General features: G+C 70.9%; 28 protein-coding genes. 23 read left to right on the top strand and 5 right to left on the bottom strand.

Annotated elements, in window-relative coordinates; genetic code table 11:
- Positions 1 to 40: 40 nt before the first annotated feature.
- From IEX89_RS05530 to IEX89_RS05425, 22 genes are all read left to right on the top strand, one after another.
- Positions 41 to 574, top strand: coding sequence for an MOSC domain-containing protein (locus IEX89_RS05530; protein WP_188910471.1), 534 nt, complete (start codon positions 41 to 43; stop codon positions 572 to 574).
- A 185-nt stretch (positions 575 to 759) separates the two neighbouring features.
- A complete protein-coding gene (locus IEX89_RS05525) occupies positions 760 to 1779 on the top strand; it encodes a 30S ribosomal protein S2 (protein WP_188910469.1) in 1020 nt (339 codons plus the stop codon).
- A gap of 155 nt (positions 1780 to 1934) precedes the next feature.
- Positions 1935 to 2867: a translation elongation factor Ts gene (tsf, locus tag IEX89_RS05520; protein ID WP_188910467.1), complete on the top strand. Its 933-nt coding sequence runs from the start codon at positions 1935 to 1937 to the stop codon at positions 2865 to 2867.
- 331 nt (positions 2868 to 3198) lie between these two features.
- The gene (gene pyrH, locus IEX89_RS05515; protein ID WP_188910986.1) at positions 3199 to 3909 is read left to right on the top strand and encodes a UMP kinase; all 711 of its coding nucleotides are present in this window, start codon (positions 3199 to 3201) and stop codon (positions 3907 to 3909) included.
- A gap of 56 nt (positions 3910 to 3965) precedes the next feature.
- Positions 3966 to 4526 (top strand): ribosome recycling factor, encoded by a 561-nt coding sequence (frr, locus tag IEX89_RS05510; RefSeq protein WP_188910465.1) that lies wholly within the window; start codon positions 3966 to 3968, stop codon positions 4524 to 4526.
- Between the two features lie 112 nt (positions 4527 to 4638).
- Positions 4639 to 5424: an isoprenyl transferase gene (locus tag IEX89_RS05505; protein ID WP_188910463.1), complete on the top strand. Its 786-nt coding sequence runs from the start codon at positions 4639 to 4641 to the stop codon at positions 5422 to 5424.
- Between the two features lies 1 nt (position 5425).
- On the top strand, positions 5426 to 6274 hold the full coding sequence (locus tag IEX89_RS05500) for a phosphatidate cytidylyltransferase (protein ID WP_188910461.1): 849 nt from the start codon (positions 5426 to 5428) through the stop codon (positions 6272 to 6274).
- Between the two features lie 82 nt (positions 6275 to 6356).
- Positions 6357 to 7601, top strand: coding sequence for a 1-deoxy-D-xylulose-5-phosphate reductoisomerase (gene dxr, locus IEX89_RS05495; RefSeq protein WP_188910459.1), 1245 nt, complete (start codon positions 6357 to 6359; stop codon positions 7599 to 7601).
- A gap of 104 nt (positions 7602 to 7705) precedes the next feature.
- Positions 7706 to 8872: an RIP metalloprotease RseP gene (rseP, locus tag IEX89_RS05490; RefSeq protein WP_188910457.1), complete on the top strand. Its 1167-nt coding sequence runs from the start codon at positions 7706 to 7708 to the stop codon at positions 8870 to 8872.
- Between the two features lie 169 nt (positions 8873 to 9041).
- On the top strand, positions 9042 to 11360 hold the full coding sequence (gene bamA, locus IEX89_RS05485) for an outer membrane protein assembly factor BamA (RefSeq protein ID WP_188910455.1): 2319 nt from the start codon (positions 9042 to 9044) through the stop codon (positions 11358 to 11360).
- Between the two features lie 158 nt (positions 11361 to 11518).
- Positions 11519 to 12577, top strand: coding sequence for a UDP-3-O-(3-hydroxymyristoyl)glucosamine N-acyltransferase (gene lpxD / locus IEX89_RS05480; RefSeq protein ID WP_188910453.1), 1059 nt, complete (start codon positions 11519 to 11521; stop codon positions 12575 to 12577).
- A gap of 37 nt (positions 12578 to 12614) precedes the next feature.
- Entirely contained in the window at positions 12615 to 13094 is a 480-nt protein-coding gene (gene fabZ, locus IEX89_RS05475) for a 3-hydroxyacyl-ACP dehydratase FabZ (RefSeq protein ID WP_188910451.1), read from the top strand.
- On the top strand, positions 13091 to 13918 hold the full coding sequence (gene lpxA / locus IEX89_RS05470; RefSeq protein ID WP_188910449.1) for an acyl-ACP--UDP-N-acetylglucosamine O-acyltransferase: 828 nt from the start codon (positions 13091 to 13093) through the stop codon (positions 13916 to 13918). Before fabZ ends, lpxA begins: the two co-directional genes overlap by 4 nt.
- A 2-nt stretch (positions 13919 to 13920) precedes the next feature.
- The gene (locus IEX89_RS05465) at positions 13921 to 14835 is read left to right on the top strand and encodes an LpxI family protein (RefSeq protein WP_188910448.1); all 915 of its coding nucleotides are present in this window, start codon (positions 13921 to 13923) and stop codon (positions 14833 to 14835) included.
- Positions 14832 to 15992 carry a lipid-A-disaccharide synthase gene (gene lpxB, locus IEX89_RS05460; RefSeq protein WP_188910445.1) on the top strand — a complete coding sequence of 387 codons (1161 nt, stop codon included), beginning with the start codon at positions 14832 to 14834 and terminating at the stop codon, positions 15990 to 15992. The genes IEX89_RS05465 and lpxB overlap by 4 nt, the downstream gene beginning before the upstream one ends.
- A 110-nt stretch (positions 15993 to 16102) precedes the next feature.
- Positions 16103 to 16393 carry a BrnT family toxin gene (locus IEX89_RS05455; protein ID WP_188910443.1) on the top strand — a complete coding sequence of 97 codons (291 nt, stop codon included), beginning with the start codon at positions 16103 to 16105 and terminating at the stop codon, positions 16391 to 16393.
- Positions 16359 to 16652: a BrnA antitoxin family protein gene (locus IEX89_RS05450; protein WP_188910441.1), complete on the top strand. Its 294-nt coding sequence runs from the start codon at positions 16359 to 16361 to the stop codon at positions 16650 to 16652. The genes IEX89_RS05455 and IEX89_RS05450 overlap by 35 nt, the downstream gene beginning before the upstream one ends.
- A 101-nt stretch (positions 16653 to 16753) precedes the next feature.
- Complete coding sequence (locus IEX89_RS05445) at positions 16754 to 18049, top strand: amidase (RefSeq protein WP_188910439.1); 1296 nt, start codon at positions 16754 to 16756, stop codon at positions 18047 to 18049.
- 91 nt (positions 18050 to 18140) lie between these two features.
- On the top strand, positions 18141 to 18956 hold the full coding sequence (locus tag IEX89_RS05440; RefSeq protein WP_188910437.1) for an exodeoxyribonuclease III: 816 nt from the start codon (positions 18141 to 18143) through the stop codon (positions 18954 to 18956).
- Positions 18953 to 19483 (top strand): GNAT family N-acetyltransferase, encoded by a 531-nt coding sequence (locus tag IEX89_RS05435; RefSeq protein ID WP_244645103.1) that lies wholly within the window; start codon positions 18953 to 18955, stop codon positions 19481 to 19483. The genes IEX89_RS05440 and IEX89_RS05435 overlap by 4 nt, the downstream gene beginning before the upstream one ends.
- 172 nt (positions 19484 to 19655) lie before the next feature.
- Entirely contained in the window at positions 19656 to 20084 is a 429-nt protein-coding gene (locus IEX89_RS05430) for a rhodanese-like domain-containing protein (protein WP_188910434.1), read from the top strand.
- Between the two features lie 43 nt (positions 20085 to 20127).
- Positions 20128 to 21957: a methyl-accepting chemotaxis protein gene (locus IEX89_RS05425; RefSeq protein ID WP_188910432.1), complete on the top strand. Its 1830-nt coding sequence runs from the start codon at positions 20128 to 20130 to the stop codon at positions 21955 to 21957.
- A 21-nt stretch (positions 21958 to 21978) separates the two neighbouring features.
- Here IEX89_RS05425 and IEX89_RS05420 read toward each other — a convergent pair whose 3' ends face one another.
- The 4 genes from IEX89_RS05420 to IEX89_RS05405 all read right to left on the bottom strand — a co-directional run bounded on the left by IEX89_RS05420 (position 21979) and on the right by IEX89_RS05405 (position 23847).
- Positions 21979 to 22380, bottom strand: a complete 402-nt coding sequence (locus IEX89_RS05420; RefSeq protein ID WP_188910430.1) for a type II toxin-antitoxin system VapC family toxin — start codon at positions 22378 to 22380, stop codon at positions 21979 to 21981.
- On the bottom strand, positions 22380 to 22628 hold the full coding sequence (locus IEX89_RS05415; protein WP_188910428.1) for a type II toxin-antitoxin system Phd/YefM family antitoxin: 249 nt from the start codon (positions 22626 to 22628) through the stop codon (positions 22380 to 22382). Before IEX89_RS05415 ends, IEX89_RS05420 begins: the two co-directional genes overlap by 1 nt.
- A 71-nt stretch (positions 22629 to 22699) precedes the next feature.
- Positions 22700 to 23143, bottom strand: coding sequence for a cyclic nucleotide-binding domain-containing protein (locus IEX89_RS05410; RefSeq protein ID WP_188910426.1), 444 nt, complete (start codon positions 23141 to 23143; stop codon positions 22700 to 22702).
- 17 nt (positions 23144 to 23160) lie between these two features.
- The gene (locus tag IEX89_RS05405) at positions 23161 to 23847 is read right to left on the bottom strand and encodes a response regulator transcription factor (RefSeq protein ID WP_188910424.1); all 687 of its coding nucleotides are present in this window, start codon (positions 23845 to 23847) and stop codon (positions 23161 to 23163) included.
- 146 nt (positions 23848 to 23993) lie between these two features.
- Between IEX89_RS05405 and IEX89_RS05400 the strand changes: the two genes are divergently transcribed.
- Entirely contained in the window at positions 23994 to 24527 is a 534-nt protein-coding gene (locus tag IEX89_RS05400) for a L,D-transpeptidase family protein (protein ID WP_188910422.1), read from the top strand.
- Between the two features lie 26 nt (positions 24528 to 24553).
- Here IEX89_RS05400 and IEX89_RS05395 read toward each other — a convergent pair whose 3' ends face one another.
- The gene (locus IEX89_RS05395) at positions 24554 to 25057 is read right to left on the bottom strand and encodes a copper chaperone PCu(A)C (RefSeq protein WP_188910420.1); all 504 of its coding nucleotides are present in this window, start codon (positions 25055 to 25057) and stop codon (positions 24554 to 24556) included.
- Between the last annotated feature and the right edge of the window lie 7 nt (positions 25058 to 25064).

Genomic DNA, 25064 nt, shown 5'->3' with positions numbered 1-25064 from the left:
CGAAGCGGGTAATCCACCGCGCTCGCGGGAAACCTGATCCATGCACCTCGCCCGTCTCCTCCTCGCCCCCGGCCCCGACTTCCTCACGCATCCCGTGGAGGAGGCGCGGCTCGTCTTCGGCGGTATCGAGGGCGATCTCCACGCCGGGGCGACGCGCAAGGCGGATGCGCGCACGCCGTGGCACGCGCGCGGGACGACGATCGCCAACACGCGGCAGGTGTCGCTCGTCTCGCTCGACGAGCTCGCGCTGGTCGCCGCCGCGCTGGAGGTCGAGGCGGTCTACCCCGCGCATCTCGGCGCGAACCTCGTCCTCGCGGATGCCCCCGATCTCACCGCGACGGCGCCCGGCACGCGGATGATCTTCCCTTCCGGTGCCACGCTCTTCGTGACGGAAGCCAACCCGCCCTGCCGCCAGCCCGGCCGCAAGATCGCCGCCGCCGAGGGCCGTCGCGAGCTGGAATTCGCCTTCGTCAAGGCGGCGAAGGGCAGGCGCGGTCTCGTCGCGCTCGTCGAGCGCGAGGGCGCGATCCGGGCGGGAGACGCGATCAAGGTGCTCGCGCCGACGCGGGGCTGAGGCGCCGCCTGGTCCCAGCCCGGCCGCTGCGCGTCCGCAGCGCTTGCATTCGCGCGCACGAGCCCGTATATGGCGCGCCATCCCACACGCGGAGCCATGTCGTGCCACGAGGGCACGGCGACCCCGGTGCCGGCTGATCAAGCCGGAACGCGGCTCCGCGGAGGTTCAACCGGAGAGACGAGATTATGGCCCTTCCCGATACGTCCATGCGTCAGCTGCTCGAGGCCGGCGCGCATTTCGGCCACCAGTCGCACCGCTGGAACCCGAAGATGCTGCCCTTCATCTTCGGCACCCGCAACAACATCCACATCATCGACCTCGCCCAGACGGTGCCGATGTTCTACCGCGCCCTGCAGGCGGTGAGCGACACGGTCTCCCGCGGCGGTCGCGTGCTGCTCGTCGGCACGAAGCGCCAGGCCCAGGAGGCCGTGGCGGACGCGGCGAAGCGCTCGGCGCAGTATTACGTCAATTCCCGCTGGCTCGGCGGCATGCTGACGAACTGGAAGACGATCTCGGGCTCCATCTCGCGCCTGCGCAAGGTCGACGAGATCCTCGAGGGGGGCGGCCAGGGCCTCACCAAGAAGGAGCGCCTGATGCTGACCCGCGAGAAGGAGAAGCTCGAGCGGGCTCTCGGCGGCATCAAGGACATGGGCGGCGTGCCCGACCTCATCTTCGTGATCGACACGAACAAGGAGCAGCTGGCGGTGAAGGAGGCGACGCGCCTCGGCATCCCGGTGGCCGCCATCGTCGACACGAACTGCGATCCCGACGGCATCACCTTCCCGATCCCGGCCAACGACGACGCGGGCCGCGCCATCGCGCTCTATTGCGACCTGATCGCCCGCGCGGCGCTCGACGGCATCTCCCGCTCGCAGGGTGATCTGGGCATCGACATGGGCGCCTCCGAGGCCCCGATGGTCGAGGAGCTGCCCGAGGAGGTCGCGACCTCGTCCGAGCAGACCGATCGCTTCGAGCGTCTCGCCGCCCCGCGCGGCGCGCCGGACGATCTCTCCAAGCTCAACGGCGTCGGCCCGGAGATGGAGCAGAGCCTCAACGACGGCGGCGTCTTCCATTACTGGCAGATCGCGGCGCTGACGGACGAGGAGGCGGCCGCGCTGGACGCCGACCTCAAGCTCAACGGCAAGATCATCGCCAACGGCTGGGTCGCCCAGGCGCGCTCGATGATCGAGGCCGCCGCGGCGTAAGCCTTCGACGGGCATTCGAGAGGGGCGCTTGCCGGCCCCGGCGTCATCGGACCGTCGCGTTCTTGCGATGTGTGTCGACGACGCGCCCGAGACGACATCAGCCCGGCGTGCCGACGAGGACCGCCGGGCTCCTTTCATGACGGAGACCCGAGATCATGGCGAACATCACCGCGGCGATGGTGAAGGACCTGCGCGAGAAGACCGGCGCGGGCATGATGGACTGCAAGAACGCGCTCGGCGAGACGGACGGCGACATCGAGGCCGCCATCGACTGGCTGCGCAAGAAGGGCCTCGCCAAGGCGGCGAAGAAGGCCGGCCGCGTCGCGGCCGAGGGCCTCGTCGCCATCGAGCTGCGTGAGGGCACCACGGCCGGCATGGTCGAGGTGAATTCCGAGACGGACTTCGTCGCCCGCAACGAGCAGTTCCAGAGCTTCGTCTCCACCTCCGCCAAGCTCGTCCTCGACAGCGACGGGACCGTCGACGGCCTCAACGCCGCCTCCTATCCGGGCGCCACGGGCACGGTCGGCGAGAAGCTCCAGGAGCTCATCGCCACGATCGGCGAGAACATGACGCTGCGTCGCACGGCGAAGGTGAGCGTGGCCAAGGGCGTCGTCGCCTCCTACATGCACGGCGCCGTCGCCGAGGGCCTGGGCAAGATCGGCGTGCTCGTCGCGCTCGAGTCCGAGGGCGCGAACACCGACGAGCTCGCGACGCTCGGCCGCCAGATCGCCATGCACATCGCCGCGACGAACCCCGTCGCCGTCGACGCCTCGGGAATCGACGCCGCGACGGTCGAGCGCGAGTCCGCGATTCTGCGCGACAAGAACGCCGGCAAGCCGGACCACGTCATGCAGAAGATCGTCGAGAGCGGGCTGAAGTCCTACTACAAGGAAGTCACGCTGCTCGAGCAGTCCTTCGTGCACGACACCTCCAAGAGCGTCGCCCAGGTGCTCGAGGAGGCCAAGGGCAAGGTCGGCGGTCCGATCAAGATCGGCGGCTTCGTTCGCTATGCGCTCGGCGAGGGCATCGAGAAGGAAGAGAGCGACTTCGCCGCCGAGGTCGCGGCCCAGGCCGGCGTGAAGGCCTGATCCGCACGCTCTCCGAGCCGGCATGAACGAGGGCTTCCGCCACCGGCGGGAGCCCTTTTCGCTTCCGGAGCCTCGCCCAGGCGCGGCTCAGCCGCAGCCGTCGGGACGCCGCCACATGGCGCTCTACCGGGAGCTGTCGCGCCGGCGCCGAACGGGGGAGGGGCTCGGCCGCTGACGCCCGAGCCTCCGCGGCGATGCGGGCGCAGACGACGTTCGCCCGAGACGCGCCGAAAAAAACCGTCCGGCCGCCTTGCGCCCGTGGCGGCCCGGCGGCAGTGTGCCGCCCGCCGGGCCGATCGGGCGTGAGAAGACGGGAGACTGCAGCGTGGCGATGCCCTACAAGCGAATTCTGGTGAAGCTCTCGGGCGAGGCGCTGCAGGCCCCCGACGGCTATTGGCTCGAGGCCCAGACCCTCGCGGCGCTCGCCGGCGACATCGCCCGCGCCAGCGAAGCCGGCTTCCAGATCGCCCTCGTCATCGGCGGCGGCAACATCATCCGCGGTGCGCGCATGAGCGCGGCCGGCTGGATCGACCGCGCCACCGCGGATTCCATGGGCATGCTCGCCACCGTCATGAACTCGCTCGCGCTGGAGACCGCCCTCAACGCGGCGGGCGTGCCCGCGCGCACCATGTCGGCGGTCTCGATGCCGACGATCTGCGAGACCTATGCCCGCCAGCCCGCGCTCCATCACCTCGACAAGGGTCAGGTCGTGGTGCTCGCCGGCGGCACGGGCAACCCGTTCTTCACCACCGACACCTCCGCCGTGCTGCGCGCCGCGGAGCTGCGCTGCGACGCGGTGCTCAAGGCGACGCAGGTCGACGGCGTCTATTCCGCCGACCCCAAGCGCGACCCCAACGCCAAGCGCTACGAGCGGCTCACCCACGACGAGGCCATCGCCGCCGACCTCAAGGTGATGGACACCGCCGCCTTCGCGCTCGCCCGCGAGCAGCGCCTGCCCATCGTCGTCGGCAGCGTCCACGCGCCCTCCTCGGTCGCCGCCATCCTGGAAGGCAGCGCGCCCGCCACCGTCGTCGCCCCTTGATGCGCAGCCGTCTACGGCGTAAGCCGGGTCGGAATTGGCATTGAGGCGAGAGACCGATGAGCGACGATTTCGACATCAATGACGTTCGGCGGCGTATGCAGGGCGCGGTGACGTCCCTGAAGAACGACCTGTCCGGCCTGCGTACGGGGCGCGCGTCCGCGAGCCTCGTCGAGCCGATCACGGTCGAGGCCTACGGCGCCGCGATGCCGATGAACCAGGTGGCGACGATCTCCGTGCCCGAGCCGCGCCTGCTCTCCGTCCAGGTCTGGGACCGGGGCATGGTCAACGCGGTGGAGAAGGCGATCCGCGAGTCCGATCTCGGGCTCAACCCGCAGACGGAAGGCCAGGTCATCCGGCTGCGCATCCCCGAGATGAACGAGCAGCGCCGCAAGGAGATGGTCAAGGTCGCCCACAAATACGCGGAGGAGGCCCGCATCGCCATCCGCCACGTGCGCCGCGACGGTCTCGACACCCTGAAGAAGCTCGAGAAGGACGGCCTGATCTCGCAGGACGACGAGAAGCGCCAGGCGGGCGACGTCCAGAAGGTCACCGACGAGCACGTGGCCGAGGTCGATCAGGTCGTCGCCGCCAAGGAGAAGGAGATCATGCAGGTCTAGAGCGACCGGCATGGCTTCTCCATCATGGTATCCTCCCGCGCAGCGAAGGCGGAGATCCTGGCCATCATGACGCAAGGGCGCGAGAGCGACGCCGCCATATCGGAGCACGCGCATGGCCGCTGACAGCGCCGCCACGGCCGCCCTCGCAGCCTCCGCCCCGCGGGAGGAGCCCCGCCACGGCGGGGCCTCGATCCCCCGCCACGTCGCCATCATCATGGACGGCAACGGCCGCTGGGCGGCCAAGCGCGGCCTGCCGCGGGTCGAGGGCCATCGCCGCGGTGTGGAGGCCGTTCGCCGCGCCGTCGAGCTCGCCGGCGAAGCGGGCGTGCGCTACCTGACGCTCTATTCCTTCTCGGCCGAGAACTGGACGCGCCCCGCCGAGGAGGTCTCGGACCTCATGGGGCTGCTCAAGCGCTTCGTGCGCAACGACCTCGCCACGCTCCACCGCAGCAACGTGCGCGTACGCATCATCGGCGAGCGCGAAGGGCTCGCCCGCGACATCCTCGGCGTGCTCGACGAGGCCGAGACGCTGACGCGGGCCAATACCGGCCTCACTCTCGTCGTGGCCTTCAATTACGGCGGGCGCCAGGAGATCGCGCGCGCGGCCCGCAGGCTCGCCGAGGAAGTCGCGGCCGGGCGCCTGCGGCCCGACGAGATCACGGTGGATCGCATCTCGGCCACCCTCGACACCAGCGACATCCCCGATCCGGACCTGATCCTGCGCACGTCGGGGGAGCAGCGCGTCTCGAACTTCCTGCCCTGGCAGAGCGCCTATTCCGAGCTCGTCTTCCTGCCGGACCTCTGGCCCGATTTCGGGCGCGAGGCCTTCGAGCGGGCGCTCGCCGAGTATGGCCGCCGCGAGCGCCGCTTCGGCGGGCTCGAGCCTCGGGCGCTCTGACATGCCGGCTCCCGGTCCGCAGCAGGGCGGGCGCGGCTTCCTGCGCTCCGAGACCGGCATCCGGCTCCTGTCGTCCCTCGTGCTCGTCGCGCTGGCGCTGGCGAGCGCGTGGGCGGGGGGGCCCTTCCTCGCGGCCTTCTGGCTCCTGGCGGCGGGCGCCGCCGCCATCGAATGGCGCCAGGTGGGCAAGCTCGAGCGGCCGCTGCCGATGCGCTTCGCGCTCTTCGCGGGCATCCTCGCCGCCTCGATCCTCTCCGTCGTCGATCCGCCGAGCGCCGTCGTCCTCGTCGTGGCCGCGCTGGCGATCCTCGCGGTCCTCGCCGCGGGGCGCGGCAGGCGCGACCGCGTCTGGGGCCTCGTCGGGCTCGGCGTCACCACGATCCTCGCCACGGCCCCCGTGCTCGTGCGCGAGCACCCCGCGCTCGGGCTCACCGGGCTCCTGTGGATCTTCGCCGTCGTCTGGGGCACGGACGTCGCGGCCTATTTCACCGGGCGCGCACTGGGCGGGCCGAAGCTCGCGCCGCGCATCAGCCCCGGCAAGACCTGGTCGGGCTTCTTCGGCGGGCTGGCCGTAGGCACGCTGCTCGGCACGCTGGTCGCCGCGATCGGCGAGGGGCTCGGCTGGGAGCGCCCGCTCTCATGGTTCGCGCTCGTCCTCCTCGCGGCGCTCGCCTCGGTCGTCGGGCAGATCGGAGACCTCGCCGAATCGGCGCTCAAGCGGCACTTCAAGGTGAAGGATTCGAGCAAGCTCATTCCCGGCCACGGCGGCGTGCTCGATCGCATCGACGCCTTCACCGCGGTCTGCGCCTTCGTGCTGGCCGGCCTCGCCCTCGCGGCGCTCGCGGGCTGAGGCGGCTGTCGGCGAGCGACGAACGGGCGCGCGTGACAGGCGGCGCGCTTTGTCCCATAAGGAACGCGACGCGGGAGTGCTTATGCCGTCCAACGAAACCAGCGCCGCCGCCCCTCGCCGAATCACGATCCTCGGCGCCACCGGCTCCGTCGGCCGCTCCACGGTCGACGTGGTGCGCGCCCATCCCGAGAGCTTCGTGGTGGAAGCGGTGGTGGGCGGTCGCGACGCCGCCGCCCTCGCCGATCTCGCCATCGCGCTCGACGCCCGCTTCGCCGCCGTGGCGGACGAGGCCGCGGGCCCCGCGTTGAAGGATGCGCTCGCCGGCAGCGGCATCGCCTGCGGCGCCGGCGAAAGCGCCGTCCTCGAAGCGGCCGAGCGCGAGGCGGACGTGGTGCTCGCCGCGATCTCGGGCGCCGCCGGGCTCGCGCCCACGGTCGCCGCGATGAAGCCGGGGCGCACCATCGCGCTGGCCAACAAGGAATGCCTCGTCTCCGCCGGTGTCGCCTTCATGGCGCACGCCGCGCGCATGGGCGTGACGCTGCGCGCCGTCGATTCCGAGCACAACGCGCTGGAGCAGGCGCTGCGCGCCGGGCGGCGCGAGGACGCGATCGCGCTCACCCTCACGGCCTCCGGCGGACCCTTCCGCACCTGGGAGCGCGCGCGCCTCGAGCGGGCGAGCGTCAATGAGGCGCTCGCGCATCCCACCTGGTCGATGGGCGCCAAGATCTCGATCGATTCGGCCACCCTGATGAACAAGGGCCTCGAGCTCATCGAGGCGCACCACCTGTTCGGCATGCCGGCGGATCGCCTCGAGGTGCTGGTGCACCCGCAATCGATCGTCCACGGCCTCGTCCATTGGCGCGACGGCTCGATCACCGCGGGCCTCGGCGCGCCGGACATGCGAATTCCCATCGTCAACGCGCTCTCGCTCGGCGACGCGCGTCTCGATCTCGACCTGAAGCGGCTCGATTTCGCCGCGCTCGGCGGCTTCACCTTCGAGCCGGCGGACCGCGAGCGCTTCCGCTGCCTGGCGCTGGCCGAGGCGGCGATGGCGGCGGGCGGCGGGGCGCCGACCGTGCTGAACGCGGCGAACGAGATCGCGGTCGCCGCCTTCTGCGCCGGGCGCATCGGCTTCTTCGGCATCGCGGAGGCGGTGGAGCGCACGCTCGACGCCATGAGCGCGACGACGCTGCCGGCGCCCGCGAGCGTCGCGGACGCGTTAACGCTGGACGCACAAACCCGCGCGCGCACGGAAGAAATCCTGCAAGATCCGAAAGCTCCGCGAGATCGGAGAATCTTGCAAGATCGGGCTCCGCGCCCGATCTGACGAGGATGTGACGGACGAACGGGGAAGCCCGCGCGAGGACGCGTCGGGCGGCCCACCCATTCCTGCGACGGCGCCGCGAGGCCAGCGGCGAAAAGGAGACGACGATGGAATTCCTGGGCGCGATCGGCGGCGGCGCGATCGACATCCTCTTCGGCTATCTCGTCCCGTTCATCTTCGTCCTGGCGATCGTCGTGTTCGTGCACGAGATGGGGCACTTCCTCGTCGGGCGCTGGTGCGGGGTGGGCGTCCAGGCCTTCTCCATCGGCTTCGGGCCGGAGCTGATCGGCTGGAACGACCGTCGGGGCACGCGCTGGAAGGTCTGCGCCGTGCCGCTGGGCGGCTACGTCAAGTTCTTCGGCGACGCCGGGGCGGCCTCCACGCCGGACAATTCCGGCCTCTCGCAGATGAGCGAGGCGGAGAAGGCGCTGAGCTTCCACCACAAGCCCGTGGCCCAGCGCGCGGCCATCGTCGCCGCGGGCCCGATCGCGAACTTCATCCTCGCCATCCTCGTCTTCGCCGCCGTGTTCTGGGCGAACGGCCGCACGGTGCTCGCGCCGCAGGTCGACGTGGTGCTCGAGAACAGCGCCGCCGAGCGCGCGGGCTTCCAGTCCGGCGACCTCATCGTCGAGATCGACGGGCGCTCGATCGTCAGCTTCAACGACATGCAGCGCATCGTCTCCTCCTCTGCGGAGGACCGGCTCGCCATCGTCGTGGAGCGCGCCGGCGAGCGCGTCACGCTGGAGGCCACGCCCGAGCGGCGCGTGGCCGAGACCGCCTTCGGCGCGCAGCGCATCGGCATGCTCGGCATTCAGGCGGCGAACACGCCCGACGCCATCCGCCACATCGAGTACGGGCCTATCGAGGCGATCGGGCTCGGCGCTTACGAGAGCTATTTCGTGGTCGAGCGGACCTTCGACTATCTCGGCCAGCTGATCACCGGGCGCGAGAGCGCCGACCAGCTGTCGGGCCCGATCCGCATCGCCAAGGTCTCGGGCGAGGTGGCGGAGGCCGGCGGCATCGTCTCGCTGATCACGCTCATGGCCGTGCTCTCGGTCTCCATCGGCCTCATCAACCTCTTCCCCGTCCCGATGCTCGACGGCGGGCACCTGATGTTCTACGCGGTCGAGGCCGTGCGCGGTCGCCCCTTGAGCGAGAACGCGCAGGAGATCGGCTTCCGGATCGGCTTCGCGCTCGTCATCTTCCTGATGCTCTTCGCCACTTGGAACGATATCGTTCACCTTATCGACCCGTTGACCCCCGACGGGACGTGACAGGAAGGCCACGGCAGGGCAAAAATCCTCTCGGGTGGAGGACAGAGCGGTTGCTTAGCCGCTCGACTCGGGTAGAAGCGGGATTTGACCAGAACGGTCGGCGGGCGCCTTCGGGAGCCCTTCGGTCCGCGCGGCAACCCGTGGCAATCAAGAACGAGACGGGCCTTACATGTCGATGACAGTGGAACGCCGGCGTAGAGCGGCGAAGCGCACCTCCGTCGCACTCGCGGCGCTGATGGCGACCTTCACCGTGAGCGAGGCCCTGGCGCAGCAGGTCGTCGTGCGCGGAAACAGCCGCATAGACGACGAGACCATCCGCGCCTACGTCACCGGCGTGAGCGCCGAGGAGGCGCGCAGGAACCTCGTCGCCACCGGCTTCTTCTCCGACGTGCGGGTGAGCCGCCAGGGCGGCCAGCTCGTGGTGAACGTCGTCGAGAACAACGTCGTCAACCGCGTCGCCTTCGAGGGTAACCGCCGGCTCCAGAGCGAGGCGCTGATCCCCGAGCTGCAGACGCGGGCGCGCCAGCCCTACAATCCGGCCACCGTCGCCGCCGACGTGGAGCGCATCCAGGAGATCTACCGCCGCACGGGCCGCGCCCTGGCGACGGTCTCCTCGCGCATCGTCGACCTGCCGGACGGCCGCATCGACGTGGTCTTCACCGTCGACGAGGGATCCAAGACCGGCATCCGCCAGATCAGCTTCACGGGCAACGAGGCCTTCTCGGACGGCCGCCTGCGCGACGTGATGACCTCGACGGAATCGAACTTCCTGTCCTTCCTGAAGACGACGGACGTCTACGATCCGGACCGCCTCGCGGCGGACCTCGAGCTCATCCGCCGCTACTACCTGCGCAAGGGCTACGCGGACTTCCGCGTCGTCGGCACGGACGTGCGCTTCGACGAGCAGCGCGAGGGCTACGTCATCGACATCGCCGTCGAGGAGGGCCAGCTCTACCGCGTCGGCAACGTCGACATCGATTCGCGCATCGCGGACGTCCCCACCGAGGAGCTGCGCCGGCGCGTGCTCACCCGCGAGGGGCAGGTCTACGACGCCACCGCGGTCGAGCGGACGCTGGTCGACCTCACGACCGAGGTGGCGCGCCGCGGCTACGCCTTCGCGCAGGTCCGCCCCGCGGGCGAGCGCGACCCGGCGGCCGGCGTCGTCAACATCACCTACATCGTCGAGGAGGGTCCGCGCGTCTACATCGAGCGGATCAACATCCGCGGCAACACGCGCACCCGCGACTACGTCATCCGTCGCGAGCTCGATCTCGGCGAAGGCGACCCCTACAACAAGGTCCTGATCGACCGCGCCGAGCGCCGGCTGAACAACCTCGGCTTCTTCGAGCGCGTGCGCATCTCCAACGAGCCGAGCCTCTCGCCGGACCGCGTCATCCTCAACATCGACGTCGAGGATCGGCCCACGGGCTCGTTCTCCATCGCCGGCGGCTATTCCACGGCGGACGGCTTCATCGGCGAGGTCTCGCTCTCGGAGGCGAACTTCCTCGGTCGCGGCCAGGCGGTGCGCATCGCCGGTTCCTGGGGCGAGCGGACGTCGGGCTTCGACTTCTCGTTCACCGAGCCGTACTTCCTCGGCTACCGCCTGTCGGCGGGCGTGGACGTGTTCTCGCGCTTCTCCGAGGCGTCGAACACCGGGCGCTACGACTCGCGCACCACGGGCGGGACGCTGCGCTTCGGCGTGCCGATCACCGAGCAGTTCTCGGTCACCGCGCGCTACTCGCTCTACCAGCAGGATCTCGACATCCCGGTGATCTTCCGCGACAACAACCCGGCCAACGGGGAAGCGTCGCTGGCGCTGAAGGAAGCCGAGGGCGAGACGCTGACGTCGCTCGTCGGCCTCACCTTCACCTTCAACTCGCTGGACAACGTGCGTAACCCGCGCGAGGGCCTCTACGCGGAGCTGCGTCCGGAGATCGCCGGCCTCGGCGGCGACTCGGAATTCTTCCGCATCACGGCCGACGCGCGCTACTACCACGAGATCTTCGAGGACGTGGTGGGCATCGCCCGCGTCCAGGCCGGCCACATCGCCGCGCTCGGCAGCGAGGATCTGCGCATCCTCGACCACTTCTTCCTCGGCCCGTCGCTGGTGCGCGGCTTCCGACCGTCGGGCATCGGCCCGCGTGACGTCTCGTCGGCGGACGTGGCCAACGCGCTGGGCGGAACGACCTATTTCGGCGGCTCGCTCGAGGTGCAGTTCCCGCTGCCGCTCGTGCCGCGCGACTTCGGCTTCCGCGGCGCGGTCTTCGCCGATGCCGGCTCGCTCATCGACTACGAGGGGCGCCGGGTCTTCTCCGGCGGCCAGACGATCGTCGTCGACGACAACGACGAGATCCGCTCGTCCATCGGCGCCTCACTGCTGTGGGCGTCGCCCCTGGGTCCGCTGCGCTTCGACTACGCCTACGTCCTCTCGCAGGCCGACGGCGACCGCACGCAGGCCTTCCGCTTCTCGGGCGGGACGAGCTTCTGACGCAATCCGCGTGCCGGGCGATCCGGCGCGCGGTCCGACGATGGCCGGGCGCGCGGGGGGAGGGACCCCTCCGCGCGCTCGTTCGTTCGTCCCATGCGCGCTGCACGAAGGCGCAGCGCGATCCTGCACCGCGACCCGCCGCAGCCAGGAGACGCCCCTTGCCGGAGCCGCTGTTCTTCCCCAAGGCCGCGCCGATCACGCTCGACGAGATCGCCGCGCTCGCCGGCGTCCCGCTGCCCGAGGGCGCCGATCCGCAGGCCGCGTTCGACGAGGCCGTGCCGCTCGAGCGCGCGGGACCGCGCTCCGTCGCCTACATGGACAATCCGCTCTATGCCGAGGCGCTCGCGGAGACGGCGGCGGGGCTCGTGCTGGTCTCGAAGCGCTTCGCCGAGCGCGTGCCGGCCCAGGCCCTGACGCTCGTGTGCGCCGAGCCCTACCGTGCCTTCGCCGCGGTGCTGGCGCGGCTTCACCCCAGCGCCATGCGCCCGGGCTCGTGCTTCGAATCGGTGGGCGTCTCCCACGGCGCCCTCGTCCATCCCACCGCACGCATCGAGCACGGCGCGGTGATCGATCCCGGCGCCGTCATCGGCCCGCATGCGGAGATCGGCCGCGGCACCACGGTGTGCGCCAATGCCGTCGTCGGCCCGCATTGCCGCATCGGGCGCGACTGCGCGATCTCGGCGGGCGTCACGCTGGCGAACGCGCTCGTCGGCAACCGCGTCATCCTCCATCCGGGCGTGCGCATGGGCCAGGACGGCTTCGGCTTCGCCATGGGCCCGCGCGGTCACGCCAAGGTGCCCCAGGTCGGCCGCGTCATCGTCCAGGACGACGTCGAGATCGGCGCCAACACGACGATCGATCGCGGCTCGGGACGCGACACCGTCATCGGCGAGGGCACCAAGATCGACAACCTCGTCCAGATTGCGCACAACGTCGTCATCGGCCGCCATTGCGTGATCGTCTCGCAGGTCGGCATCTCCGGGAGCGCGACGCTCGAGGATTTCGTCGTGCTCGGCGGGCAGGTCGGCGTCGTCGGTCACGTCACGGTGGGCATGGGCGCGCAGATCGCGGCCACGAGCAACGTCAACAGTGACGTGCCCGCGGGCGCGCGCTGGGGCGGAACGCCCGCCAAGCCGGTGCGCGAGTGGTTCCGCGAGATCACGGCCGTCAAGGCGCTTGCATCACGGCGCGTTTCCGCCAAAGACGAGAAGGAATGAGGCCCTGCGGGCGAGAGCGAGGAAGGGAGCGACACGCATGAGCGAGACCATCGGAGAGACGAGCCCGTCGACGCTCGAGGCCGTCGACATCGTCGAGATCCTGGAGCTCCTGCCGCACCGTTATCCGTTCCTGCTCGTCGATCGCATCCGCGACATCGACGGCGACCGCGCCTGCGTCGGCATCAAGAACGTCACGTTCAACGAGCCGCAATTCACCGGCCACTTCCCCGTGCGGCCGATCTTCCCCGGCGTGCTCATCTGCGAGGGCATGGCGCAGACGGCGGGCGCCATCTGCGTGCTCGCTCAGCGCGGGCAGAAGAAGAAGCCCGAGCAGGTCTTCTTCATGACCATGGACAAGGTGAAGTTCAGGAAGCCCGTCCAGCCCGGCGACGTGCTGGAGTACCGGATGACCAAGCTCAACCAGCGCCGCGCCATGTGGTGGTATCGCGGCGAGGCCTATGTCGACGGCACGCTCGTCGCAGAGGCCGAGCTCTCTGCCATGCTGGTGCTCACGTGAGCGCGGCGATCCACCCGACAGCGATCGTCGAGGACGGCGCCACCCTGGGCGAGGGCGTGAGCGTCGGCCCGTTCTGCCGGGTCGGTGCGGACGTGACGCTCGGCGACGGCGCCGTGCTCGAGAGCCACGTCGTTGTGGAGGGCCACACGACCATCGGTGCGCGTACGCGCATCCACCCCTTCGCCTGCCTCGGCGGCCCGCCTCAGGATCTGAAGTTCGACGGCAGCCCGACGCGCCTCGTCGTCGGCGCGGATTGCACGATCCGCGAGGCGGTGACCATGCATCGCGGCACGCCGCAGGGCGGCGGCGAGACGCGGGTGGGAGACCGCTGCTTCATCCTCGCCTACGCCCACGTGGCGCACGACAACCACATCGGGAACAACGTCGTCCTCACGAACACGGCGATGCTCGGCGGGCACGTGACGATCGGCGACTTCGCCATCGTCGGCGGCGGCGCCGGCATTCATCAGTTCGTGCGCATCGGCGCCTACGCCTTCGTCGGCGGCCTCGCGGCGGTGGAGCACGACGTCATCCCCTACGGCATGGCCATCGGCAACCGCGCCGATCTCGCCGGCCTCAACCTCGTGGGCCTCAAGCGCCGCGGCTTCTCCCGCGAGGCGATCCACACGCTGCGCCGCGCCTATCGCGAGCTGTTCGAGGGCGAGGGCACGCTCGCGGCCCGCGCCGACGCCGTCGAGGCGCGCCACGGCGAAAGCCCTCAGGTGCGCGAGGTGCTCGACTTCGTGCGTAGCGCCGGCAAGCGCTCGATCATGACGCCCGCCGCGCGCTCCGCCGCCACCGCCGCCTCGGGAGCGAGCGACTGACCATGGACGGCGCGGGGCCCGTCGTCGTCGTCGCCGGATCGGGGGCGCTGCCGGGGCAGCTCCTCGCCGCCCTCGACGCCGCCGGTCGGCCCTGCCGCGTCATCGCGCTCGGCGGCTTCGCGGATGCGCCGATCCGGCGCCGCGCCGACCGCACGATGAGCCTCCTCGACGTCTCGGGCGTCCTCGCCCAGCTCGCCGAATGGCGGCCGTCCGCCGTCACCCTCGCCGGCGGCGTCGCCCGGCCCTCGCCCGCGGCGCTGGCGAGCGGCGTCGCCGCGTGGCGCAACAGGCGCGAGCTCGCCGAGATCTTCGCGCGGGGCGACGATCACCTCCTGCGCGGCGTCGTCGCGCTCCTGGAGCAGGAGGGGCACGTCGTCCTCGGCGCCCACGAGATCGCCCCCGACCTCCTCGCGCCCGCGGGTCTCCTCGGCAGCGTCCGCCCTGGCCCCGAGCACCGGCGCGCCATCGAGACCGGCTTCTCCTGCCTCGCCGCGCTCTCGCCCTTCGACGTGGGCCAGGCCTGCGTCGCGATGGAGGGGCGCGTGCTCGCCATCGAGGGGCCGGAGGGGACGGACCGGATGCTCCGGCGTGTCGGCATGCTCGGGCGTGGCGCATTGGGGCTGGGGACGCTCGGGCTCGGCGGGATCGGGCGCGCGATCCCCTTCCTGCGCCGCGCCGAGCCCGTCGGCGGCGTTCTCGTCAAGGCGGCGAAGGCGGGCCAGGATCGGCGCGTCGACCTCGCCGCCAGCGGCCCGCGCACCGTCCGCAACGCGGCCCGCGCCGGCCTCGCCGGCATCGCGCTCGGCGCGGGCGCGACGCTGACCATCGATCGCGAGGCCATGATCGCGGAGGCGAACCGGGCGGGGCTCTTCCTCGTCGGCGTCGATCCCGCGAGACCCGGAGAGATCCCGTCATGAGCCGCGAGGCACCGCTCATCTATCTCATCGCCGGCGAGGAATCGGGGGACGCGCTGGGCGCGGGGCTGATGCGCGCGATCCGCGCGCGGGTGCCCGGCGCCCGCTTCGTGGGCATCGGCGGGCGGCGCATGGCGGGGGAGGGGCTCGACAGCCTGTTCCCGATGGCGGAGCTCTCCATCATGGGCATCCTCCCCGTTCTCGCGCGCCTGCCCTCGCTCCTGCGGCGCATCGACGAGACGACGAAGGCGGTACTGGCCGCGGAGCCGGACGCCCTCGTCCTCATCGATAGCCCGGACTTCACCCATCGTGTCGCGCGCCGCGCGCGCCGCAAGCGGCCGGACCTCACGGTGATCAACTACGTCTCTCCCACCGTCTGGGCCTGGCGGCCGGGGCGGGCGCGCAAGATGCGGGCGTATATCGACCATGTGCTCGCCTTGAAGCCCTTCGAGCCGGCGGCTCACGCCCGCCTCGGCGGCCCGCCCTGCACCTATGTCGGCCATCCTCTCATCGAGCACACGGATGAGCTGCGCCCGGCGCCCGGCGAGCGCCGCCCGATCGGGGAGGGGCCCCTCGAACTTCTGGTGCTGCCCGGCAGCCGCCGCTCGGAGGTCTCGCGGCTGATGGCGCCCTTCGGCGAGGCGATCGGCCGCCTGCGCGAGGCGCTGGGCGGGCGCGAGATCGCGCTGACGCTGCCGGCCGTCGACCACGTCCTGCCGCTCATCGAGGCGGGCGTGCGGGACTGGCCGATCGCGCCTACGATCGTCCACGGCGAGGAGGCCAAGCGCGCCGCCTTCCGCCGCGCGCACGCCGCGCTCGCGGCGTCCGGCACCGTCACCCTCGAGCTCGCGCTCGCCGCCGTGCCCATGGTCGTCGCCTACAAGGTCTCCAGGCTCGAGGAGCAGCTGAGATGGCTGCTCACGGTGGACACCATCGTCTTGGCCAACCTCGTCCTCGGCGAGAAGGCGATCCCGGAATTCGTCCAGGCGGATTGCCGCGGCGACACGCTCGCCGCCGCGCTCGCCCCCCTCGCCGCCGACACACCTGCCCGCCGCGCCCAGCTCGACGCCTTCGCCCGCATCGACGCCGCCATGGATCTCGGCGGCGAGACCCCGAGCGAGGCCGCCGCGCGGGTGACGCTGGAGACGATGGCGAAGTGAGTGCTGTGGGCGGCTTGTGGACCTCCAGCGATATTCAAGGTAGCTGTTCCGTAGGCGAGCGACCTTGATTCGTATCGCAATTCGTCTTACGTGTCGTTGGTGCGTACGGAATGGAATTCGAGTGGGACGAGGCCAAGGGCCGGATCAATCTGGTCAAGCACGGAATTGCGTTCCGCGAGGCCGTCCTCGTCTTTCTCGATCCTCGCCGGTGCACGTGGCGGGATGACCGTCAAGACTACGGCGAGAGCCGATGGCTGACGGTCGGCATCGTGCGCGGACAAGCTTGGTGCGTGGTACACACGCAGCGTGCCGGTGTGACGCGCATCATATCCGCTCGGAAGGCGAGCGCACGCGAGAGACGCCTCTATGCAGAAGGTCCGATTCACCCTCGACCCCAATGATCCTCCAGAGCTGTCGGACGAGACCGCCGCTCGGTGGGATGCGCTCGACGACGCGGACATCGACTTCAGCGACGCGCCCGAGCTCGATCCGACCTTCTGGCGCCAGGTGGAGCCGCACACGCCCGGTCCGAAGCCGACGGTGACGATGAGGGTCGATCCGGAAGTCGTCGCATTTTTCAAGCAGGAAGATCCGAAGGGCTACACGCGCCGGATGGCCGACGTTCTCGCGGCCTACGTGAAGGCCAAGGCGAAGACCTGAGAGCGGCGTCGCGGAGACCATGTGGGTCCCTTGCGCCTTGACGGCATCGCCCCCGCATGTCGCCATGCGCGCTCCCGAAGAAGCCTCGTGACCCGATCCCCATGACCGTCCGCGATCGCCTGGAGAGCGTGCTCTCCCGCCTCGAAGCCCGCGCCGCCGAGGAGCGCGTCTACACCCGCATCTACGCGCAAGCCGCCCGCGCCGCCGCGGATGCCGCCGACGCGCGGCGCAGGGTCGGCGTCTCTCTGGGGCCGCTCGACGGGGCGCTCGTGTCGATCAAGGACCTGTTCGACGTCGCCGGCGAGCCGACGACGGCCGGCTCGAAGATCCTGCGCGACGCGTCTTCCGCGGACGCCGACGCGCCCGTCGTCGCGCGGCTTCGTCGCGCCGGCGCGGTGATCGTGGGCAAGACCAACATGTCCGAGTTCGCCTTCTCCGGCATCGGCATCAACCCGCATTGGGGCACGCCGGGCAACGCCGCCGATCCCGCCCGCGTCCCCGGCGGCTCGTCGTCCGGCGCGGGCGTGAGCGTGGGGGAGGGGACCTGCGACATCGCCATCGGCACCGATACCGGTGGCTCCGTGCGCATCCCCGCCTCGCTCAACGGCGTCGTCGGCTTCAAGCCGACGGCCTCGCGCGTCCCGACGCGCGGCGCCTATCCGCTCTCGCGGACGCTCGATTCCATCGGGCCGCTGGCGCGGACGGTCGCGCACTGCGCCGCCGCCGACGCGGTGATGGCGGGCGAGGAGCCCTCCACCCTCGACGCCATGCCGGTGGCGGGCCTGCGCATCGGCGTGCCGCGGGGGCTGCTGTTCACGCAGACCGAGGACGTCGTCGCGCACGCCTTCGAGGCGACGCTCGAGCGTCTCGCCGCGGCGGGCGCGCGCATCGTCGAGCATCCGATCGACGATCTCCTGGAGGCGATGAACGAGGCGGCGACGCGGGCGGGCGCGCCCCTCGTCGCCATCGAGGCCGCGGCGGTCCACGCGCAGATGCACGAGCCCCACGCCGCCGGCTACGACCAGAACGTCCTCGCCCGCATCCGCCTCGGCGCCGGGATCGGGGCAGCGCCCTATCAGGCCTATCTCGCGACGCGCGAGGCGCTCGTCGCGGCCATGGACCGGCGGCTCGCGCCCCTCGACGTCCTCGCTCTGCCGAGCACGGCGACGACCGCGCCGCCGATCGCGACGCTGGAGGCGGATTCGGACGCGTTCCGCGCCGCCAACATCCTGATGCTGCGCAACACCAGCATGGGCAACCTCTTCGACCTCACCGGCATCAGCCTGCCGATGCCGGGCATGGCGCGTCCGGCCGGCCTCATGCTGATGAAGCGGCGCGGGCACGATCGCACGCTTCTCGAGGTCGCAGCCGGCATCGAGGCGGCGCTCGGCTGTTGACAAGAGGCGCCGCGACCGACGGCCCCGCTTCCCAGGCGCCGTCTCGCGTCGTACGCCGAAGGCGCGAACGAGGCGACCCGAGGAGGGCGGCGTGCGGCTGCGGATCACGACCTGGAACATCAACTCGGTGCGCCTGCGCCTGCCCCTCGTCCTGCGCCTCCTCGACGAGCAGGCGCCGGACGTGCTCTGCCTGCAGGAGACCAAGTGCCCGGACGACAAGTTCCCGTCCTCCGATCTGCGCAAGGCGGGCTACGAGCACATCCACTTCGTCGGGCAGAAGGGCTATCACGGCGTCGCCATCCTCTCGCGCCTGCCCTTCGAGGCGCCGGAGACGATGAGCTTCTGCGGCAAGGCCGACGCGCGCCACATGTCCGTGCGCCTCGCCGCCGGCGCCGGGGCGGCCGCGGGTATGGTCATCCATAATTTCTACGTCCCCGCCGGCGGGGACGTGCCCGATCCGGCGCTCAACGAGAAGTTCGCCCACAAGCTCCAGTTCCTCGCGGAGATGCGCGCCTGGTGCGCCACGGCCCGCCCGACCGCCTCGCCGGCCGTGCTCGTCGGGGACCTCAACGTCGCCCCGCTGGAGCACGACGTGTGGAGCCACAAGCAGCTGCTCGACGTCGTCAGCCACACGCCGGTGGAGACGCAGGCGCTGGAGACCCTGCGCGGCGAGGCCGGCTGGGCCGACGCCGCGCGGGTGCTCACGCCGGAGCCCGAGAAGATCTACACCTGGTGGAGCTATCGCTCGCCCGATTGGGCGAAGGCGAACAAGGGCCGGCGCCTCGACCACGTCTGGCTCTCGCCGGACCTGATGGGCACCTGCCGCAGCGTCGAAATCCTCCAGGACGCCCGCTCCTGGGACCGCCCCTCCGACCACGCGCCGGTGACGGCGACGCTGGAGCTGTGAGCGCTCTTCCCGCGACGCTCTGGTCCTCCCTCGCCTGCGAGACGCCGCGCCTCGTCCTGCGTTCGCTCGTGCCGGAGGACGCGCCTGCGCTGCGGGCGATCACCGACGATCCGGCGGTCGCGCCCTTCGTCTCCTTCCTGCCGCACCCGTTCGGCCTCGACGACGCGCGGGCGTTGATCGCGCGCAATCGCGAGGGGGCGAGCGAACGATTCCTCGGGATCTTGCGCGAGGCGACGCTCGTCGGCGTGATCGGGGCCCATGCGCACGCCCCGATCGACGGGCGGGAGGCGATCGAGATCGGCTACTGGCTCGCGCCGACGGCGCGCGGTGCCGGCATCGCCCGCGAGGCCGCCCGCGGGCTCGTCGCGCGCCTGCGCACGCTCGCCCCCGACGCCCGCGTCGTGGCCGAGGTGACGCCCGAGAACGCCGCCTCGCGCCGGCTCCTGGAAGACGTCGGCTTCGTCGCGACCGGCCGTTCCGGCGAGCGGCCGGGGCGGGGAGTGATGGTGCTGAAGAGCATCACCTAACGGAAGCTTCGTACCTTGCGAGAGTAGTCAATTCGAATCGTTTCGATGCGAGAGGATGAACTCGTCCGAAACCAACGCAATCTTGCCGCTCATAAACACTTGATTCATCGCTTACGTGGTGAAATCCGAACGCGCGCCACTCAGGTCCCTGCGCGCACAGGAGGTCACGACAATGCGCACGCTCGCCACTTTCGCCGCCGGCATCCTGTTCGCCGCCGGCCTCGCCACCGCGGCTCACGCCGATCTCGCGCCGATGGAGATCGACGGCGCCACGACCGTCGACGCCGACGGCGTGATCGAGCTGGTCACCTCGACGCCCAACCTCGTCATCCTCGACAACCGCAGTCAGGGCGACTACGACGCCGGCCACATCGAGGGCGCCATCCGTCTCATCGACACCGACATCGCGAGCGAGGCGGACATCGCCGCCCATGTCGGCGCCAAGGAAGATCCGGTCCTCTTCTATTGCAACGGCCTCTCCTGCGGCCGCGCCGCCAACGCCGCCATCAAGGCGGTGAACTACGGCTATTCGAACGTCCACTACTATGCGCTGGGCATGGAAGAGTGGAAGGAGCGCGGCCTGCCGCTCGTGTCGAACTGATCGCCGACCTTCTCTCGTCGTCCCCACCGGAGCCGAGCCCGCCATGACGGAGCGTAAGAAGCTCATCGCCATCCTCGTCGCGTCCGCGATACTCAATTGCGTCGCGGCGATCGGCGTGATGTCCCTCGTCACGAGCCGCTACGAGACGGCCGTCCACGACGCGACGGCCGCGCAGCTCGGCTCCATCATGAACGGCTACGTCGCCGACGTGGCCTGGGGCGAGTACACGGACACGGTCACCGCGCTCGCGGCTCAGATCGCGCAGGTCGGCGACCTGCGCGCGGCCGCCGGTGCGGGCGACGCCGCCGCGGCCCGGGCGCTCCTGCCGGAGATGCTGCGGCGGGACGCCGTCACCTCGGGCGCCGTCGCGGTGTCCGGCATCTCGCTCTACGGGGCCGACGGCGGGCGCATCGCCGAGCACGCCGTCGCCCCCGATTTCTCCGCGCCGGCCAGCATTCCCGAGCGCCTCGCCGAGCGCAGCGGCAGCGCCGCGCTGGAGACGCTCGTCGTCAAGTGGGCGCAGGACGGTGCGCCGCGCATCGCCGCGATCGTGCCGGTGGGCGGGCTTCGCGTCGTCGGCTATCTCGTCGTTCACGCCGATCCGCTGCACGCGCTCGCGCACGCCGATCGCACGCTCGGTCTCGAGCTCGCCTTCCTCGCGCGCGACGGCGCGCGGGTCCTCGCCGATCCCCAAGGCTATGCCCTGCCGGAGGACGCCGTGCCGGCCTCGGCGACGCTGCCCGTCATAAACGCCGAGGGCGAGCACACCTTCGACATCGCGGCGCGGTGGGACGTCTCCTCCTCCGCCGCGACCATGGACGCCACCAAGGTCTTCTCCATCGCGGTTCTCGTCGCCGCCGTCGCCGCGGTGAGTATCGCGACCATCGCCCTCGTCTTCCAGGTGATGCGGCGCATCGCCCGCAAGGAGGCCGAGGCCGCCGAGGCGGCCATGCAGGAGCGCATGGCCGAGGAGGAGGAGCGCCGCCGCGCGGACGAAGCGCGCCGGGCGGAGCTCACCGCCGAGCGCCGTCGCGAGATGATGGCGATGGCGGACGCGCTCGATTCCTCCGTCGCCGGCATCGTCTCCGCGCTCTCCAGCGCCGCCGAGCAGATCGAGGCGTCGGCCGGCAGCCTCGTCGATCTCGCCGCGACGACGACGAGCCGCGGGCGCGAGGTGGGCGCCGCCTCCGAGCGCGCCAGCGCCGACGTCCAGACCGTCGCCTCCGCGAGCGAGGAGCTGAGCCTCTCCATCTCCGAGATCGGCGGGCGCGTCTCGCAGGCCTCCGACATCGCCGGCACGGCGGTCACCGAGGCGACGTCGGTGAGCGACAAGGTGCGCGCGCTGGGCGATGCCACCGCCCGCATCGGCGACGTCGTCGATCTCATCGACGCCATCGCGGCGCAGACGAACCTGCTCGCGCTCAACGCGACCATCGAAGCCGCGCGGGCGGGGGAGGCCGGCAAGGGCTTCGCGGTCGTCGCCGCCGAGGTCAAGACGCTCGCCGCCCAGACCGCCAAGGCGACGGAGGAGATCACCGGCCAGATCGGTTCCGTGCAGTCCGCGTCCGGCGAGGTGGTCGCCGCGATCGAGGGGATCAGCCGCACGATCCGCGAGATCAGCGGCATCTCCACCCAGGTCGCCGCTACCGTGGAGCAGCAGCGCGCGGCGACGAGCGAGATCGCCCGCTCCGTCTCCCAGGCGGCCACGGGCGCCGCGGGCATCGCGGGCAACGTCTCGGAGGTGACGAACGCGGCTGCCGAGACCACCGACAAGGCATCCGAGCTGCGCTCCGCCTCCGGCGCCCTCACCGAGCAGGCGGACCGCCTGCGCCGGGAGATGGGGGCGTTCCTGGAGCGGCTGCGGGCGGCGTGATGCGGCTCACGCACGAACAGGCTACGGAAGAACGGGCACGTTCTCCAGTCTCGCCGCTCGCCGAAGCGCGCTGTCCCTGGTTGCGAGGGGCAGCCGTGTGCGGCACGCCAAGGCGAGATATGCGGCATCGTAGGCGGAGAGGTCGTGCATCAGAGCGTAATCCAGAACCTCTCCTGTTTCCGCAGGCTCTGCGATCTTCACGGGAAGCTGCCTCAGCTTGGATGCTGCCAGGACGAGCCGGTCGCGCTCGATCCGTCCTCTTCGATGAGCAACGACGAGCGCATTACGCACCTCGTGCATGAAGAGGTCGGGCACGAGAGCGGCTCCCTCCGCCAACAGCGATGCGAGGGCATCGACGGACTCGTCTCTCTCGTCAGGCATCAACCATGAGAGTGCGATCGAAGCATCGACGACGAAGGGCATCAGTAACGATGCCCTTCGTGCTTCCACGCTGCGATCTCGTCCGCACTCACGGGCTTCAGCCCGGGGCCGTCGCGGAACGCGAACATGTCGGCGATCGCCGCACGACGCCGTTCCTTGTCGTCGATCGGGACGAGGCGCGCGATCGGGCGCTCGCCGCGCGCAATGACGAATTCGTCGCCCGCTTCCACTTTCGCGAGAAGCTGCGAGAGATGCGTCTTCGCATCCGCGACCTTCACCGTCTCAGACATGATCACCCTCCTCCAGCTTCCCCGAAGATCGTGGTTCGACAGAAGTTAGTCAAGGGGTTGGTCAACTCGCCTCACCCCATGCGCTCCCCGACCCGCATCAGGTCCCGCGTCAGGCTCTCCAGCTCGGCGGCGAGGATGGCGTGGATGCCGGCGGCGGCCTTGGGGTATTCCTCGAGTACGCGACGCATCAGCGGTTGGGTGAGGCGGATGACGGTCGTGCGCTCGCGGGCCGTCGCGGTGGCAGGGCGGCGGGTCTCGGCGAAGAGCGAGGCGGCGCCCACGAGGTCGCCCGGGCGCGCCACGACGATCGGCTTACCGCCCTCGACGTCGAGGCCGATCTCACCCTCGGCGACGACGTAGCCGCATTCCGCGCGGTCGCCCTTGCGGAACAGGGCCTCGCCCTGGCGCAGCCGGCGCTTGTCGGCGGCGAAGGCGAGGAGGCGCAGCCCGTCGCGATCGATGAGGCCGATCAAGGGCGCGCTCGCGAGGAGCGCGATATCGTCGTCGAGGGACATCGCGCCCGGGCTCGCGATCAGGGCATGAGCTTGTAGCCGCCGCCCTCGGTGACGAGGAAGCGGGCGGCGGAGGGGTTCGGCTCGATCTTCTGGCGCAGCCGGTAGATGTGCGTCTCCAGCGTGTGGGTCGTCACGTTGGAATTGTAGCCCCACACCTCGGCGAGCAGCGTGTCGCGGGAGACCACCTTCTGCCCGGCGCGGAAGAGGAAGCGCAGGATCGCCGTCTCCTTCTCGGTGAGCTTGAGCTTCGATCCCTTCTCGGAGACGAGGAGCTTCGCGCCCGGACGGAAGGAATAGGGCCCGATCTGGAAGATCGCGTCCTCGGAGGCCGCGTATTGGCGCAGCTGCGCGCGGATGCGCGCCAGCAGCACAGCGAACTTGAAGGGCTTGACCACGTAGTCGTTCGCCCCGGCCTCGAGGCCGAGCACGGTGTCGGCGTCCGAGCCCTGCGCGGTGAGCATGATCACCGGCGAGCGGAAGCCGTGCTTGCGCATGAGCTTCACGCCCTCGCGCCCGTCCATGTCGGGCAGGCCGACATCCATGATGACGAGGTCGATGCGCTCGCCCTGGACGGCCTTGATGGCCTCGCCCGCACTCTCGGCGGTGGTGACGACGAACTCGTCGTAGAGAGCGAGCTGCTCGGCGAGCGTGTCGCGCAGATCCTGGTCGTCGTCGACGACGAGTATCCGGTTGGCGTTCGACATGGGAAGCGTTCCTCGACGAAGGAGCCGTCTCGCTCACGGCTCTAGACTAAACCGCCGCGCCTCGGCAACAAGTCGCTGCCGGGGCGCGAACGGGGTTACCCCCAGGGGAAACATGCCGCCGGCGGCGCGAGAGAGGACGAGGCGGCATGGGAACCGGGGTGATCGATCGCATCGTGGTGCGCCGCGCGCCGGGAAGCCGGCATCGCGGCTGGGTGGTCGCGGGCCCGCTCGTCCTGCCCTGCGCGCTCGGCAGCACGGGCATCACGCACGACAAGCGCGAGGGCGACGGCGCGACGCCGGCGGGGACGTTCCGCATCCTCGGCGCACTCTGGCGCGCCGATCGTGGCCCCCGGCCGGCCCTCGCCCTGCCGCTTTCCACGATCGGCCCGCGGGACGGCTGGTGCGACGCGCCGCGCGACCGCAACTACAATCGCCCGGTGCGCCTGCCCTATCCCGCGAGCGCGGAAGAGATGCGGCGCGCGGACGGGCTCTACGATTACGTCCTCGACCTCTCCGCCAATCGCGGGCCGATCCGCAAGGGCCGCGGCAGCGCCATCTTCCTGCACGTGGCGAAGCCCGGCTTCTCGGCGACGCAGGGCTGCGTCGCTTTGGAGAAGGCGGCCTTGCGCCGCCTCCTCCCGCTGATCGGTCGCAGGACGCGCGTCGTCGTGATCGGCTGATCGCCCGCGCGCGCCGGCCGCACTCGTCAATGCCCGTGGCCGCCCGGCGCCATGCGCGAGCCCATCGCACCCACCGCGAACGTCACGGGCACCTCGCCGGCATTCTCGAAGACGAGCGTGCCCTCGAAGCTCTCGCCCTCCGCGAGGGGGCGCTTCAGGCCCATGAACATCACGTGGTAGCCGCCGGGCTCCAGCGCGACGCTCTCGCCCGCCGGGATCTCGAGACCGCCTTCCACGGGCGCCATGCGCGCCACGCCGTCCACCATCTCCATGGAATGGACCTCGAAGCGCTCGGCGATTTCGGTGGCGCCGCCGAGGAGGCGATCCGCCGCCGCGCCGGTGTTGGTGATGGTGAGGTATCCGCCCGCGACCGGGGCGGCGCCCGGCGTGGCCCGCGACCAGGGCGTCTCGACGACGATGTCGCCGGCCTCGAAGGTCTCGGCGAGGACGGGCGCGGCGGAAATGGCCGTGGCGGCGAAGGCGAAGGCGAAGGCGAGCGCGGCGGCGCGCATGCGGATGAAGGTGTTCATGATCGTG

This window comes from Salinarimonas ramus (assembly GCF_014645695.1).
Lineage (GTDB): Bacteria > Pseudomonadota > Alphaproteobacteria > Rhizobiales > Beijerinckiaceae > Salinarimonas > Salinarimonas ramus.
This window is presented reverse-complemented; position numbering and strand designations above follow the sequence as displayed.

Coding starts and splice junctions, on each gene's coding strand:
- dxr (WP_188910459.1), top strand. CDS start 6,357: ATGCCGTCCAACGAAACCAGCGCCGCCGCCCCTCGCCGAATCACGATC.
- IEX89_RS05525 (WP_188910469.1), top strand. CDS start 760: ATGGCCCTTCCCGATACGTCCATGCGTCAGCTGCTCGAGGCCGGCGCG.
- IEX89_RS05395 (WP_188910420.1), bottom strand. CDS start 25,057: ATGAACACCTTCATCCGCATGCGCGCCGCCGCGCTCGCCTTCGCCTTC.
- lpxB (WP_188910445.1), top strand. CDS start 14,832: ATGAGCCGCGAGGCACCGCTCATCTATCTCATCGCCGGCGAGGAATCG.
- IEX89_RS05415 (WP_188910428.1), bottom strand. CDS start 22,628: ATGTCTGAGACGGTGAAGGTCGCGGATGCGAAGACGCATCTCTCGCAG.
- tsf (WP_188910467.1), top strand. CDS start 1,935: ATGGCGAACATCACCGCGGCGATGGTGAAGGACCTGCGCGAGAAGACC.
- IEX89_RS05500 (WP_188910461.1), top strand. CDS start 5,426: ATGCCGGCTCCCGGTCCGCAGCAGGGCGGGCGCGGCTTCCTGCGCTCC.
- IEX89_RS05425 (WP_188910432.1), top strand. CDS start 20,128: ATGACGGAGCGTAAGAAGCTCATCGCCATCCTCGTCGCGTCCGCGATA.
- rseP (WP_188910457.1), top strand. CDS start 7,706: ATGGAATTCCTGGGCGCGATCGGCGGCGGCGCGATCGACATCCTCTTC.
- IEX89_RS05465 (WP_188910448.1), top strand. CDS start 13,921: ATGGACGGCGCGGGGCCCGTCGTCGTCGTCGCCGGATCGGGGGCGCTG.
- IEX89_RS05445 (WP_188910439.1), top strand. CDS start 16,754: ATGACCGTCCGCGATCGCCTGGAGAGCGTGCTCTCCCGCCTCGAAGCC.
- IEX89_RS05405 (WP_188910424.1), bottom strand. CDS start 23,847: ATGTCGAACGCCAACCGGATACTCGTCGTCGACGACGACCAGGATCTG.
- pyrH (WP_188910986.1), top strand. CDS start 3,199: ATGCCCTACAAGCGAATTCTGGTGAAGCTCTCGGGCGAGGCGCTGCAG.
- IEX89_RS05410 (WP_188910426.1), bottom strand. CDS start 23,143: ATGTCCCTCGACGACGATATCGCGCTCCTCGCGAGCGCGCCCTTGATC.
- fabZ (WP_188910451.1), top strand. CDS start 12,615: ATGAGCGAGACCATCGGAGAGACGAGCCCGTCGACGCTCGAGGCCGTC.
- IEX89_RS05430 (WP_188910434.1), top strand. CDS start 19,656: ATGCGCACGCTCGCCACTTTCGCCGCCGGCATCCTGTTCGCCGCCGGC.
- IEX89_RS05505 (WP_188910463.1), top strand. CDS start 4,639: ATGGCCGCTGACAGCGCCGCCACGGCCGCCCTCGCAGCCTCCGCCCCG.
- IEX89_RS05420 (WP_188910430.1), bottom strand. CDS start 22,380: ATGCCCTTCGTCGTCGATGCTTCGATCGCACTCTCATGGTTGATGCCT.
- bamA (WP_188910455.1), top strand. CDS start 9,042: ATGTCGATGACAGTGGAACGCCGGCGTAGAGCGGCGAAGCGCACCTCC.
- IEX89_RS05450 (WP_188910441.1), top strand. CDS start 16,359: ATGCAGAAGGTCCGATTCACCCTCGACCCCAATGATCCTCCAGAGCTG.
- IEX89_RS05455 (WP_188910443.1), top strand. CDS start 16,103: ATGGAATTCGAGTGGGACGAGGCCAAGGGCCGGATCAATCTGGTCAAG.
- IEX89_RS05530 (WP_188910471.1), top strand. CDS start 41: ATGCACCTCGCCCGTCTCCTCCTCGCCCCCGGCCCCGACTTCCTCACG.
- IEX89_RS05400 (WP_188910422.1), top strand. CDS start 23,994: ATGGGAACCGGGGTGATCGATCGCATCGTGGTGCGCCGCGCGCCGGGA.
- frr (WP_188910465.1), top strand. CDS start 3,966: ATGAGCGACGATTTCGACATCAATGACGTTCGGCGGCGTATGCAGGGC.